The 13538-nt window shown below is 55.9% G+C and carries 5 protein-coding genes and 4 pseudogenes; all 9 read right to left on the bottom strand.

What is annotated here, in order from left to right; all coding sequences use genetic code 11:
- Window positions 1-157: 157 nt before the first annotated feature.
- The 9 genes and pseudogenes from KQP84_RS08610 to KQP84_RS08570 all read right to left on the bottom strand — a co-directional run bounded on the left by KQP84_RS08610 (window position 158) and on the right by KQP84_RS08570 (window position 13462).
- Window positions 158-2650 carry a type VI secretion system Vgr family protein gene (locus tag KQP84_RS08610; protein ID WP_215846018.1) on the bottom strand — a complete coding sequence of 831 codons (2493 nt, stop codon included), beginning with the start codon at window positions 2648-2650 and terminating at the stop codon, window positions 158-160.
- Window positions 2647-5299: pseudogene (gene tssH, locus KQP84_RS08605) on the bottom strand (type VI secretion system ATPase TssH). The gene KQP84_RS08610 and the pseudogene tssH overlap by 4 nt, the downstream one beginning before the upstream one ends.
- A 301-nt stretch (window positions 5300-5600) precedes the next feature.
- The gene (gene hcp / locus KQP84_RS08600) at window positions 5601-6092 is read right to left on the bottom strand and encodes a type VI secretion system effector Hcp (protein ID WP_215846017.1); all 492 of its coding nucleotides are present in this window, start codon (window positions 6090-6092) and stop codon (window positions 5601-5603) included.
- A 15-nt stretch (window positions 6093-6107) separates the two neighbouring features.
- Window positions 6108-7807 (bottom strand): annotated as a pseudogene (locus KQP84_RS08595) (OmpA family protein).
- On the bottom strand, window positions 7804-8493 hold the full coding sequence (gene tssL / locus KQP84_RS08590) for a type VI secretion system protein TssL, short form (RefSeq protein WP_215846015.1): 690 nt from the start codon (window positions 8491-8493) through the stop codon (window positions 7804-7806). The pseudogene KQP84_RS08595 and the gene tssL overlap by 4 nt, the downstream one beginning before the upstream one ends.
- Window positions 8490-9828, bottom strand: a pseudogene (gene tssK, locus KQP84_RS08585) (type VI secretion system baseplate subunit TssK). The gene tssL and the pseudogene tssK overlap by 4 nt, the downstream one beginning before the upstream one ends.
- 17 nt (window positions 9829-9845) lie before the next feature.
- The gene (gene tssC, locus KQP84_RS08580) at window positions 9846-11393 is read right to left on the bottom strand and encodes a type VI secretion system contractile sheath large subunit (RefSeq protein ID WP_215846013.1); all 1548 of its coding nucleotides are present in this window, start codon (window positions 11391-11393) and stop codon (window positions 9846-9848) included.
- Window positions 11394-11427: 34 nt separating this feature from the next.
- Window positions 11428-11924: pseudogene (tssB, locus tag KQP84_RS08575) on the bottom strand (type VI secretion system contractile sheath small subunit).
- Between the two features lie 662 nt (window positions 11925-12586).
- Window positions 12587-13462 carry a helix-turn-helix domain-containing protein gene (locus tag KQP84_RS08570; RefSeq protein ID WP_215846011.1) on the bottom strand — a complete coding sequence of 292 codons (876 nt, stop codon included), beginning with the start codon at window positions 13460-13462 and terminating at the stop codon, window positions 12587-12589.
- Window positions 13463-13538: the final 76 nt, after the last annotated feature.

Below are 13538 nucleotides of genomic sequence, written 5' to 3'. Positions count from 1 at the left end.
ATTACACACATAAACCACTTACCTGTTTTTTTCCATCCTCCGTCAGTAGATTTGTGCAGAAACCAAACCAATAGATACAAGATGCTTCCAGCCGCAAGGGAATATAAAAACATTATAAAGAGCACCAATCCTAACATATGCACATCCTCAAAATTACTTAACGGCCAGTAAGTGTTATTATCATGTCATCTATTAAATCTGAAGAGTTAAGTGATGTCGCCCCCAAGGCGTCAGTTATACCAGTTACAACTGTCCCGTTAGGCATAGTTATTTTATAGGCTTTTCCTGGCAGCGGTTCTTGGGTTAATGCATTTCTGATTATGAATTTTTCATCAAAACTTTCAGGTTCAAATGATTTCATCGCACTTTGCATACTGCCGGAGCCAGCCTTCTTGATACCAGTATTTTTAATAAGCAGTTTGCCAGGCCCGCCAATCTCGACATTTCCACCCTTGATTTTGATATAACTTCCACCGCATATTAGCGTCAGCTCATCCTGTGCCGTAACAACCAGTTTCTTTCCGCTCGAAATATGCGTGTCCTGCGTGGACCAAGTGGTGATATTCCCGCCCTGTGCCTGAATATCAATATCGTTGTTCGAGCTGAATAGTTTTGCACCCTCACGGCTGTATAGACTGAGTTGTTTACCAGCAGCCAGAGTGAAATCCTTCTGGGCCCCGATATCCAGTTGCTTACCCGCTGTCAGCATCAGATTCTCACTGGCCGATAGCTGCATATCTTCACCACTCACCAGCACCATCCCTTTCGGCGCACTGCCCAAGATGACCTCTTCATGCAGCTGTTCGATTTTCTGCTTGAGGAGTTTTTGCTGACGGCTGACATCGGCAGCCAGTACTTGGGCTTGTTGTGCACTTGCTGCCAGTGATTCCATCTCCACTAATGCCGCTGACAGCCGCGCAAGTGCTGGCTCCATCTCCAGCACCTGGCCCTGTGCTTTTGCCTGACCATCCGCAGTGATAAACATCCCTTTCTGGGCGCGGATGGCACCCCAACTGTCAGTTCTGAGCTCAAAACCTTCGCCTCGCTGCTTTCTCTCACTGTCCACAATATGACCGAGCGAGATCTGACTCTTGCCGCCGTACTCGGTCGAAATCTTAATATGCTCCTGATTTTCCGAGTCATCGAGGCGGATTTTGTTGTTCGCCGGGGTGCGCAGGACGTTACGTTTGTAGTTTCGGATCGTGACATGGTCACCGTGCGCCGAGTCGTGCAGCACGCCGGAGATATACGGTCTGTCCGGGTTACCGTCCTCAAAGCCAATCGCCACTTCGGTGCCCGTCAGCAGCGGCAGGTGCAGACCGTAGGTATCGCCGGCATACGGGCGGGACTGCCGGACCCACAGGCTCTCAAACCCGGTCTCCCAGTTATCGCGGTCAAACAACATGTTGACGCGATAGCGGCCGTCTTTATCGATGTGGCCGTATGTGTCGTTCTCGGTGGTGCTCGTGACGCGGGCCGGTAATGTGCCGGCCATCACCGGGCGTGAGCCAGGCTCAGGACGGAAACTAAAATCAGTGCTGTCCGGGATCCCGTCGAAGTTGACGCCAAAATCTTCATCCCGCCGCGCATGGCTGTGCATCGCCGTGATGACCACGCCTTGAGCAAACACGTCTGCCACTTCGTACCCACCGGTGACTTTGAGCACCTGCCCCGGAGAGAGGGTCGGACAGCTGGTGATGGCATGGGTCTGCGTCTGGCCATTCAGGTAGCGCTCATGACGAATGCGGGCATAAAACGCCCCGGACTCCGGGACCGGATTGTGGTCATAGGTACTGCCCGGTGTCAGATAGTTATCAGCATAGTGATAGGCATCACCGTAGGTGGTGGCATCCCCGCGAGTCGCATCGACCTGGGTGTTCATGTCATCCGTGGCCTGGCGGTAGTTGTAATCACGGGTGCTGACCTGCTTCTGCACCACGTTATGACGGCTCTCCATGCCCCAGACCGAGTCCACACCCTGCGAATGCTGCCCTGATGGCGGCACCGATGGCAGCGTCAGGCCTTTTTCATAGCCCTGCTGACCGTCGTAGAACTCCACGACATCGATGTTCAGGCGCGTGTCGGTGGTAAAGCGGAACCAGATACCCACCTCACCCAACAGGCGGGTAATAAAGTGCAGGTCGTCCTCGCCGTACTGCATTACCTGCTCACGACGCGGGTACTCTTTTGAGAGCGAGAACAGAAAATCCTGACCGCGCATGTTGTGGCGCTCGCGCAGGATTTTTTCCACAATCTGTGGAACGGACATATCCTGATAAATGGCGTTCTGGTGCGAACGGTCGAGCAGCGCCAGGCGTGGCTCGACCGTCAGGGCATAATGGGTTTCATCTTTTGAGGTGTTGAGACGTTCAAAGCCACTCACTACTCCCTGAAGGGTTCGCACGGCCTGCTGCATTTTGATGCCGTAACCCTGGTCAACCGGGGCCTGCAGCGTCAGGGAAGCCGCTTTCATCAGCATCATTTCTTTGCTGATGGCATGGTCAGAGCTTGTGAATTCAATACGGTAGCTGAACGGTGTACTCAGAGCTTCATCGCCTTCAAACGCCAGTACATCGAGGGCGGACTCAAAGCCTTTGACCACCAGCAGGTGGTGGTTGTGGCTGAACAATATCGGCAGGCTCATGCTCATGCGCGCCCTCCTTCAGACTGTTCAAATTCCAGCGCAATCCCTTCTTCATCACTCCATCCCAGCGTCAGCGATTTTGGTTTTGCTTCGCGGCCATATGAGTAAGTAACTGCTGGCTCAGCACCGGCAAAACTTGCTGGTTTAGCAGGCTGTCGACATTACGCGCACCGGTATCCGGCAGCAGACAGGCAGCCGTCAGGGCGTCGAACAGGCTCTCGTCGATATGCGTGGTCAGACCGTAATGGCGATGTAAGCGCTTGCTGACCTGGCCCAGTTTCATTTCCACGATGGTACGCATTGCCGGCTCGCTCAGCGGGCGGTAAATCACCGTCTGAAAACGTGCCAGCAGCGCGGGCTGGAAGTGGTCGCGCAGGATCGGGCGCAGCAGTTCGTGCAAATCCCCTTCCGTCGCCTCCGGCTGCTCGTCCAGCAGCTGCATCAGATGGTCGCTGCCGAGATTCGAGGTCATCAGAATAACGGTGTTACGGAAGTCGATTTCACGCCCTTCGCCGTCGCGCATGAAGCCGCGGTCGAACACCTGGTAGAACAGGTTCATCACGTCGCGGTGTGCTTTTTCCACTTCATCAAGCAACACCACGCTGTACGGGCGCTTGCGTACCGCTTCAGTCAGTATGCCGCCCTGACCGTAGCCGACGTAGCCCGGCGGCGACCCTTTCAGCTGGCTGACGGTATGCGGCTCCTGGTACTCCGACAGGTTGATGGTGATAAGGGACTTTTCGCCGCCGTACAGCACATTCGCCAGCGTGAGCGCGGTTTCGGTTTTACCGGTGCCGCTCGGCCCGACCAGCAGGAACACGCCCTGCGGGCCGTTCTCTGAGGTGAGTCCGGTTTTCGCGGCGCGCAGCCGCTGCGCAATGGCGTTCAGCGCCACATCCTGCCCTACCACGCGTTTGCCAATTTCATGCTCCAGACTCAGCAGTTCAGTCTGCTCATCCTTCATTAATGAGGAGAGCGGCACGCCGGTCCAGTCGGCAATCACGTTGGCGACTGTACGCGTATCCACATCCACCTGAACCAGCGCATTATCCTGCTGTAGCGTTTCCAGCCGTTGCTGCAGGTCGTGGATATCGGCCTGACGGCTGATGTCCTGACGGCAGACCATCAGCTGTTCTGCCAGCGCTTTTTCTTGCACGAAACGCTGTTCCTGTGTAGCGATATCCGTACTCAATACCAGACGCAATTTTTTAATGGTATCCAGCCGCTCACCCTGGGAATGACCGCCGACAGCGATATCTTCCAGCAGCGCCTGCTCTTCCAGCGTGAGCGCGGTCATCTGCGCGTTTAGATGAGTGATGGCTTCCGGCACGGTATCCAAACTCATGCGCACCCGGGCGCTCGCGGTGTCGAGCAGGTCAACGGCTTTGTCCGGCAACTGGCGACCGGTCAGGTAGCGTCGGGACAGCGTGACGGCAGCGCGTACCGCATCGTCAGTGATGTACACACCATGGTGTTCGGCGTAGCGGGATTTTAGGCCCCTGAGCATCAGGCAGGCGATCTCGTCGTCCGGCTCGTCGACTTTCACCCTCTGGAAGCGGCGTTCCAGCGCGGCATCGCGTTCGAAGTACTGTTTGTACTCAGACCAAGTGGTGGCCGCGATGGTGCGCAGTTCGCCACGCGCCAGAGCCGGCTTTAGCAGGTTGGCCGCATCTGCCCCGCCCGCCTGATTGCCCGCACCGATAATGGTGTGCGCTTCGTCGATAAACAGCAGAATGGGGGTAGGTGACTGCTGCACCGCATCGATGACGTTTTTCAGGCGCTGTTCAAACTCCCCTTCACCCCCGCGCCCGCCTGCAGCAGGCCAAGGTCAAGGGTACGCAGGCTGACGGTTTTCAGCGATTCAGGCACATTGCCCTCGGCAATGCGCAGCGCCAGACCTTCCACCAGGGCCGTTTTACCGACACCCGGTTCGCCGACCAGAATGGGGTTGTTCTTACGACGTCTTGAGAGAATATCCACCATCTGACGAATTTCCGTGTCACGACCAAACACCGGGTCAATCTTGCCCTCTTTCGCTTTGGCGGTAACGTCGAGGGTGAATTTATCCAGTGCGCTTTGCAGCGCCGGGTTCAGTTCACCCTCTTTGACGTCAGCGCCCACCGGGCGGCCAACGAATTCGATCTCGCCGACGTGCCTCTGCGCCAGCTCTGCTGCCTGCTGAACCTCCGGTCGCTCGTCCGACTGTGCATCAAGCAGCGGTCGCAGAGACTCCAGCTGGCTCTGCCCCAGCGTCAGCAGCGGCCACAGACCGTCGCAGCGTGCCAGTTTTGGTTTACCGATAAGCGCCATCAGCAGATGGACACTGCGCATTTGCGCTTCTCCGTTAAGTGACGCAATCAGCCAGGCTTGCTGCATCAGCGTCTGAATATTGTCAGACAGCTGCGGTCGCCCGCGCACCGAGCGTGGCAGTGTATCCAGCCAGCCGAGCAAATCCTGCCACAGCGCGTCCATATCCCATTCGTAGCGACGCGCCAGCACCGTGAGGTCGCCCTCGCCCTGTTCCAGCAGTTTCAGCAGCCAGTGCTCCGGCAGGATTTCCGCATGGGCGCGGGTCTGGCAAAGGGAGGCCGCCCCTTCCATGGCGCGGGCGCAGTAAGGGTTCAGACGTCGCAACAGAATGGCTGGGTTTTCCATAACTCTCTCTCTTTATTAACTGCCGGACACGCTACCGCCCCTCGCTGTTTCCCGTGCAGGGGGACCAAAGCGCATGCGGTCAGGCTGGCAGTTTGTGGGTTTCTTTGCTCAACGTCCGTCACGCAGGCGCTCAGCAAAGAAAAAGGCGGGCAGAACGGACTGCCCGTCTAAGTGGTTACTCTAAATAGTTCGTGCGGTAACAAGGCGGCAAGTTCGCGAATCCCCGGGAGCTTACAGCGGTAAGTGACCGGGGTAAGCGAACGCAGCCAACGCCGTTACCGCACGAAATATGACGAGTAACTTAGGCGGTGGCGCGTTCGTTCCACGAGTCGGAATGAATGATGTTGCCGTCTTTGTAGGTCCAGGTGATCTTCTCGTAACGCAGTTCGATCGCTTCGAGGTGGTTATGCTTCTCGTAGCCCGGGTCTTTGATGTCGTGCATTTTCGGCGCGACTTTCACCAGTTTCACGTTCTCAAGCTTGGTGTTGAAGTACTCTACTTCCTGGCCTGCGTCGTTGATTTTGTACCACTTAAACTCAGCGGATTTCAGCGTCTGGCCTGTCGTTACCGCTTTGTACAAATACGGGCTGGACGAGTCGATTTCTTTGGTGAACAGGAACGGGGTGTGAATGCGGGTTCCGGTCAGCTTGCCGGTGTTGTTATCGGTCGGGATGTACAGAGTGTGTTCCTGTGCCACCACTTCGATGCTGCCTTCGCGGTCCTTAACGTCTACGGACCCTTTAATGTCCGCACCGCCATCGTCTTTGAGCCAAAGATAAACAGGAATTGCCATGGTTTACTTCTCCATTTATTGAGTTAAAACGTCACGTTCATCCGGTGACGCTGGTGTTGTATCGGGCATCTGGCAGGCATCTGCCTGCGGTACCAGACTGATTTCGACACGCCGGTTAAGCGCACGGCCTTCCGGGGTATCATTGGTTGCAACAGGCCGGCTCTCGCCATAGCCCTGCACCGCAAAACAACTTTCCGGCACGTCGCCGGTATCGCGCATCCAGTTACGCACCGCTTCGGCGCGTTTCTGCGAGAGTGTCTGATTGAGGGGGATTGCCGGTGTTGTCGGTATGTCCGCTGACAACAATCAACCAGCCCGGCCTGGCCTTGATACCCACCAGGGAGTTCACCAGCAGTTTGGTGGACCCCGTCTTCAGATCCGCTTTGCCGGAGTCAAACAGCGACAGGTTGTCGAGGCGAACCGTTTTTGGTAACGGTTTGGTTTTCGGCTGCGGTTTAGGCGGCGGTGGTGGAGGCACATAGGAACGGATCGCATCCAGCACAGGCATTCGCAGACGCTCACCCTGATACAGACCGAGGCCCATCCGCGCCGGTACGCCATTTCGCACCTGGTCATCCAGCTCTGCCGCATCGTCACGCAGGACAGCAACGGCGTCGGCTTTTGGTCCGAAATCATGCATCGGGATAGGGTCATAGCGGGCAATATCGAAGCTCACACGCTGCAGCAGCTGGCGATTGTTCCAGCCACTACTGAGCAGCGCAGCAATGGCCGCCAGCGTGAAAATCCCGAGCGCACAACGGCAGGTACGCCCACGCGGCGTCAGGCCACGCCCTTCAGGCAGCAGCGGCAGGACAAAATCCGGGAAGGGGATATAACCGTACTGTCCGTTCCCACCGGCTGCCAGCCCGCTACCTGCTGCATCGCAGTGTGACGGGAAAGCCACGCTGTCCAGGCTGATGTGGTCAGACTTCCGGCAAGGATCGGTCCTATTCCCCACAGCATCGCGGTAGGTGCAATGACAGGAACGTCGGGGTTCTCATCCATAAATACAGCTTTGACGTGCTGATGACACCAGTTCATCAGGCTGTTCATCAGCACCTGTTGCTGCATCGCAGGCGACCCACCGGTGGTGACCCATGCAGCGATTGAACTCGGCGCTGAAGACTCACGCCAGACCCTCACCCCTTCCCCGGGATAGCCGCCTGCCAGAGCAGGTCATTCGTCATCGCGCTGCCAACCTGACCATTCAGAACCAGTGGCACAGAATGACCCGTTTCTTTACGCAGCTGGCTGATTTTCCAGCGCAGGGCCAGCAGACGACTGGCAAGCGCTTCGCTGTCGGCGTGTTTCTGTGGACAGACGCTGACCATCACCGACAGCTGGCGACCCCAGTCAGGTCGCAACCACAGTATCTGGCGGGCTGCCTGCTCCAGATCCTGATGCTCCTCCACGCTGATCCAGCATCCCTGTGTGATCGTAAGCACCGGTGACTGCTGCATACTTGCCAGCGGCAGATCGCCACAGACCAGCACTACGGGCTGACGGTAAGTGGCTTCCGGGAGGTCATCCAGACGCAGGGTGACGTCATGCTCCGCACGACGACTGGCGACAGTCCAGAACGCCAGGATAAGCCCCAGAACGGTAAGCAGAAGAAGCACAGAAACCAGTCGGGATACCGGCAGGAAACCCAGGCAGACCACTGCACTCAGCAGGGCGGCCCACAGCGCAAGCCCGCGCTGTTGTGCAGGACTCATTTCACGGCTCCCGGCAGGAGGGTATGCAGCGTCTGATCCAGCCAGTGGCTCAGTCCCCACCAGAGTGCGACCACCACCACCACGCTCAGGCCAATACACACGGGCCATGACGCCAGCCAGCCGCCCACTCCCCGTCCGGCAAGGCTTTCCGCCAGCACCGAATGGGTTTGTGGATAGCTGAACGGCGTGACATGTTCACTGAGTGCGTTGACGAGCTTCTGGCGCTCCGGGTCGTTCAGAGAGCGGAAACTGCCGAGGAACCCCAGCATCATGACCCGCTGGAAGCAGATCACGACAGCATGGTCAGGCGCCGGCTCACGCAACACATCGCGCATCCGATCGCACAGCGTATCACCGGCATCCATGGTGCCGAGGAAGTGTCCCTGCAGGGGGATGTCATACCACTGCACACAGGCATCATCCTCCACTCCGCGACCTTTGACCGCTTCATCAAGCAGTGCACACTGTGCAGTGAGAATATGCTGACAGCTGGCTTCATCGAGTTCGCTCGCTTTCAGCTCACGCTGCACACGCTCAACATCAGCAATGCAGCGCTCCCACAACGTGCGCCCTTCTCCATCCTGAAACTTCGGACCGTGACGCAGGCTGATCACCTGCAGCCAGGTGTCCTGCAGCAGGGCATCAATATCAATGGACGCGGCCGCGCCGCGTTTGCGCTCACTCATGTTCTCAGCACCGCAAAGAGTTCAAGATCAGGCTCGCCGAGCATGCCCGGAACGTAAAACATACAGGTGCCCCCTGAAGCATTTCGGTGGCCAGAGGATGAGAGACATCAAGGCTGAAATACTGGTTTTCCAGACGCAGTGGAATGGCGGCCGGCACATGACGCAGCGGCGTCAGAGGCACACCCACCCGTGAAGAATTGACGATACTCCTGACATGATCAGGGCTGCCAACCTTGCACTGGCGCGGGAACTGCTCCTGCAACTGGGCCACCGGCATCGGTGAACGCACGGAGAGGTAGTAATCCGCCCCTTCACGCAGACGTGGGTCATGCAGACGGGCCTGCCAGAAGTGAAGCCGGGCATCATGCTCAAGTTCAATCGCTACCACCCGCGACGGCAGGCTGGCTTCCAGCAGGTCGCCCAGCAAGTCAAACAGCGGCGGGAAGACATTATTCAGTTGCTCATGCTGCCAGACAGGAATAGCACTCACCTGGTGTTCCAGCGAGAAGGTCAGCAGACTGCCCGCAAGGCGGGTCAGTTCCGGGTACAGACGTTCCGGTGGACTTTGCGGGTGGCGCTGAAACTGTCCGAGCACGGGTTCTGCGCTGTTCAGGGCATTGAGCAACCAGAACAGAGACACGTCGGCCACGGCAAAATCCGCCATGCGCTCGTTACTTTCACGACGCATGGCCATCAGGCGACTCAGACGGGCACGCAGTTGCGTCATCAGCTGTTCCAGCTGGGTCACCAGCCAGCGACTGCCCTGGATGGTAAGGAGCGGGGGAGAAACGTCTCATCCAGTAACCACGCCCCCTGCGAATCCTGCTGCAGGCGGGCGACCGGGCAGGTCAGGTAATCGCTGTTGTTCTGATGGGCGAAACGCATCGTCAGCTCTGGCTGCATCACCGCAATCTGGCGGGTATCTTCCCCGAAGGTATTGCGGACATTCCGCCAGCGCTGGCGATAGCGAACAGGGCGATCGGCCACCTCATCAGATTTAAGACAGTTGCCGCCATTCGCTCGAAGCAGCGGAAGGGCCAGAACCACCACCACTTCCTGTGATTCGCCCTCAAGCGCCAGCACCGGCGGCAGGTCGTCAGCATTATCCGTATCGATAAGCGTGCTATCGGGGAAACGGATGTGCAGATGACGGGCCTGCAGACGACCCAGTTTCAGTGCATCCGGTTCGAAAGTGGCCTCAATCATTCCCCAGGGATGGGAGAGACCCAGTCGGGCGATGCATTCCGCAGACCAGGCCGCATACGCGGCCTGTTGCTGAAAGTGCTGGGGAGAGACCATAACGCCCCTGCCCCATAACGGTTGTTCCGTTTTCATTGGCTTCCTGCCTTAGCTTATGATTTCGCCTTCGGCATCTGGGAAACCAGCGACAGGTTGACGTCCATGCCTTCAACCTGGAAGTGCGGGATCGCATACAGTTTCACGCGGAAGAAGCCCGGATTATCTTCAATATCCTCCACGGTCACTTTCGCATCGCGCAGCGGGTGTGACGCCTGAAGTGAATCGCCCGGATCGGTCATTTCAGTCACCAGCGTGCGTACCCAGGTGTTTAGTTCCAGCTCCAGCAGACGACGGTCTTTCGTCGTGCCGATATTTTCACGCTGAATAAGCTTCAGGTAGTGCGCAATACGCGACAGCAGGAAGATGTACGGCAAACGGGAATTAATACGGCTGTTAGCCGTCGCATCCGCCGTGTCATACAGCGTCGGCTTTTGCGCGGAGTTAGCCGAGAAGAAGCAGGCGTAGTCGCGGTTTTTGTAGTACGACAGCGGGATAAAGCCGAGGTTGGCGAATTCAAATTCGCGGGTTTCCGGGATCATCACTTCAGACGGGATCTTCACCTGATTGCCGGTGCCCAGGTCATACAGGTGGATCGGCAGGTCCTGCACCGCACCGCCGGCCTGCGGGCCGCGAATCTGCACGCACCAACCGTTGCTGATGAAGCTTTTCACCATATTGGCCGCAAAGGCAAAGGAGGCGTTGGTCCACAGGTATTTATCGTGGTCAGGGCCTTTCACCTCTTCGACGTAGTTGAAGCTGCGCACCGGCACAGTGTCCGGGCCGTACGGCAGGCGGCCCAGCACACGCGGCATCACCAGACCGATGTAGCGGGAATCGTCCGTCTCGCGGAAGGATTTCCACTTGATGTATTCGGCGCGGTCGAAGTAGTTACCAATGTCCTTGATAGCCGCGACCTCTTCCATTTTGTCCTTAAGGAAAAATTTCGGACCCGCAGAACCGATGAACGGCATATGGGCGGCAGCGGACACTTTGGAGATATTACGCAGCAGCGCCATGTCCTGCGCAGAGGCATCAAACTCGTAGGCAGAAATCAGCGCGGCAATCGGCTCTCCGCCCGGAGAATCGTATTCTGCGGTATATGTGTGCTGGTATAATCCGCTCTGAATAATCTCCGGCGCGTCTTCAAAATCCTGACGCAGGTCATCTTTCGACACGTCCAGCAGTTCGATTTTGACGTTCTGACGGAAGTCAGTTTTGTCGACCAGGGACTTCACCCCGCGCCACAAAGACTCAACCTTTTGAAATTCCTGATGATGCATGACTGCATCCAACTGGCGGCTAATCTGAAAATCCAGCTCGGCGATATGGTGGTCAATCAGGGTTTTGTCCAGCTTTTCAACTTTTGAACCCGCTTTGCTCAGGCACTCCAGAAACACCTGCATGCCGGCGGTCAGACGCTCATCGGCCGTCGCATCCGACATTGCCTGGTTGTCCTGCCAGATATCAAGCGCACTCAGCTCTGACACCGGGTTCAGGTTGATTTTTTCAAACAGGGTGGCATACACACCACCTGCTTCCAGGCGATCCGGCACGATACTTTCCCCGCCGGCAGCATTTTCATTTTTCACAAACATCAGCATTTTCTCTTCGTTAATCCGTTAAACATCACGACCGTCAGGATTGTTTTGGTGCCAGGGCAGACAGCTCACTGCGCAGTTCTGCGCTAAGCGTTGGGTCAAGCAGGATTTTTTCCAGCTCTTTGCGGAAGGTCGCGTTGTCCAGCAGGTTAGCCTTCAGGTCGCGCAGCAGATTACGCATGGCAAGCATCGCCTTGAGCTGCGGGATTTGACGAGCTACCTGCTCCGGCTCGAAGTCTTTCATCTGAGCGAAGGAGAGGCTGACGTTTTCTTCACTGCCGTCACCGGCCAGGGTGTTTTCTACAGAAAGATTGACGGAGGGGAGAATTCGGCGAGCACGCTGTCGAAGTTGTTTTTATTGACGTCGACTTTTTCACGCTCAGACGCCGGACGTTGCTCGGCACCGTTGCTGTAATCGCCCATCACCATCAGTTTGAGAGGTAATTCGACTTTCTTCTGCGCACCGCCGGTATGCACACTCAGTTGGATATTAACGCGAGCCTTTGGGATCTCGGATTGATAGGAATTAGACATGGCTGTCCCTGTTCTATGGAGTAATAGAAACGGTCAATACCAGTGAGAAATTAATAAGAACGGCTTACCATGCCAGCACAACCCCTCTGTTCACATCATCCGACGTGAATCAAAAAACAGGCGTCAAAAGCAAGCACATTCCATTCACTAGCATGCTGACACTGTGTTTTTTGGGTATTTATCTGAAAAGAAAAAATTCGGATAATCCCCTATGGACGGAGTTTAGAAACGTTAGTTATGTGATTGGAAGTAAAATTATGTAACCTAATATTTCAAATAATGCATGTGGCAAAAAGAGATCATCTTTCTGATTTATAAGAAATTTCTTACGACGCCTCTGCAAGGCCCATGGAATAAGGGTGTACGGCAAATGATCAATTTGACTTAAGTTTAAAAATTGTGCAGAAAACCCAAATATCATGAGGGATCTGATTTTTTAGTTTTTTATTAAAAATGAGATCTCATCCGTTACCGGGTAAACGGAAGATAGCGTGTGACCTAAGAAACAATATTTTTTATTTTTTTCTTAAATTAGGCTTATTGATATTCGCCGGGGAAAACAGAAAGGTTGTCGATGTGGCTCGCTCATATCTCTTCCCGCAGTGAGAGATATGAGTCCGATAGACACGGCGCAGACGCCTGAAGTGCACCGTTATTTCTTATCAGCTTCGGCCCATCCCTTGGCGATAAACAGAGGGTGAAACACCGTGAACCTGGCGGAAGCGATTACTGAAGTGACTGGAAGAGTAGAACCCACAGCGTAATGCAATATCAGTAAGTGAAAGCTGCGGCTGTGCCAACAATTGCTGTGCGCGCTGCATGCGGCGACGCATAATAAATTGATGAGGTGCCTCGCCAACGGCGTGACGGAACATGCGGGCAAAGTGAAACTCACTTAAGGCTGCTTCCTGCGCCAGCTCTGCGAGCGTTAAAGGTTGCTCGAGATTCGCGTCAATAAACTCCATCACCCGACGCTGTACCGCTGGTGCCAGCCCGCCACGCACCTGCGGTAATTGCCATTGAACGTCACTGTACTGCTGCAACAGATGTGTCAGAAGCAGCGTTGAGGCGCTGCTCAGCATGAGCTGGTTAGCGGGCTGTTGCCAGTCGCAGCTCAGCAAAAAATGGCGATAGAGTTGGGTGATACGATCGTCATCGGCGAACACTTTTTGATCGAGCGTGAGCCGCGCAGGACTGCGATCCCACGTCTGTTCCGCCAGCTGGCGCATCTGCGTTTCGGTACAGTAAAGGTGTACAAACGACAAGTTTGCTCGCACATCCCAGGTGGATTCGGTTCCTGCGGGCATTAAACAAAAGCGATCGGGGCCGCCGCCGTTATGCCAGCCGTGCGGCGTTTTATGCCATGTGTCATAACCGTCGGCAACGTAGAGACTGAGCGTGTGATGATCGCTGAGATTGGTCACCCGCACGCCACGGTTAAACCACGCCGCCAGCTGAACACCGCTATTTAAATGCACCGTATCGCGTAACTGCGCATTGGCGCGTTGCAGAATATCAAACGTCTGGTAGGTGCTCATCGTCGCATCGGTCCCTTAAAAACATGCGGTGAGTTTACGGCGGAAGGCTGACAGAAAACAGGTCACATCGGGACGA

It is taken from the genome of Candidatus Pantoea bituminis (assembly GCF_018842675.1).
Classification (GTDB): Bacteria; Pseudomonadota; Gammaproteobacteria; order Enterobacterales; family Enterobacteriaceae; genus Pantoea; species Pantoea phytostimulans.
The sequence above is the reverse complement of the archived record's forward strand: the minus strand, read 5'-3'. Positions and strand labels throughout refer to the sequence as shown.

Bases quoted from the DNA above. Each gene is read 5' to 3' on its own strand.
- KQP84_RS08570 (WP_215846011.1), bottom strand. From the start codon at position 13,462: ATGAGCACCTACCAGACGTTTGATATTCTGCAACGCGCCAATGCGCAG.
- tssC (WP_215846013.1), bottom strand. From the start codon at position 11,393: ATGCTGATGTTTGTGAAAAATGAAAATGCTGCCGGCGGGGAAAGTATC.
- KQP84_RS08610 (WP_215846018.1), bottom strand. From the start codon at position 2,650: ATGAGCATGAGCCTGCCGATATTGTTCAGCCACAACCACCACCTGCTG.
- tssL (WP_215846015.1), bottom strand. From the start codon at position 8,493: ATGAGTGAGCGCAAACGCGGCGCGGCCGCGTCCATTGATATTGATGCC.
- hcp (WP_215846017.1), bottom strand. From the start codon at position 6,092: ATGGCAATTCCTGTTTATCTTTGGCTCAAAGACGATGGCGGTGCGGAC.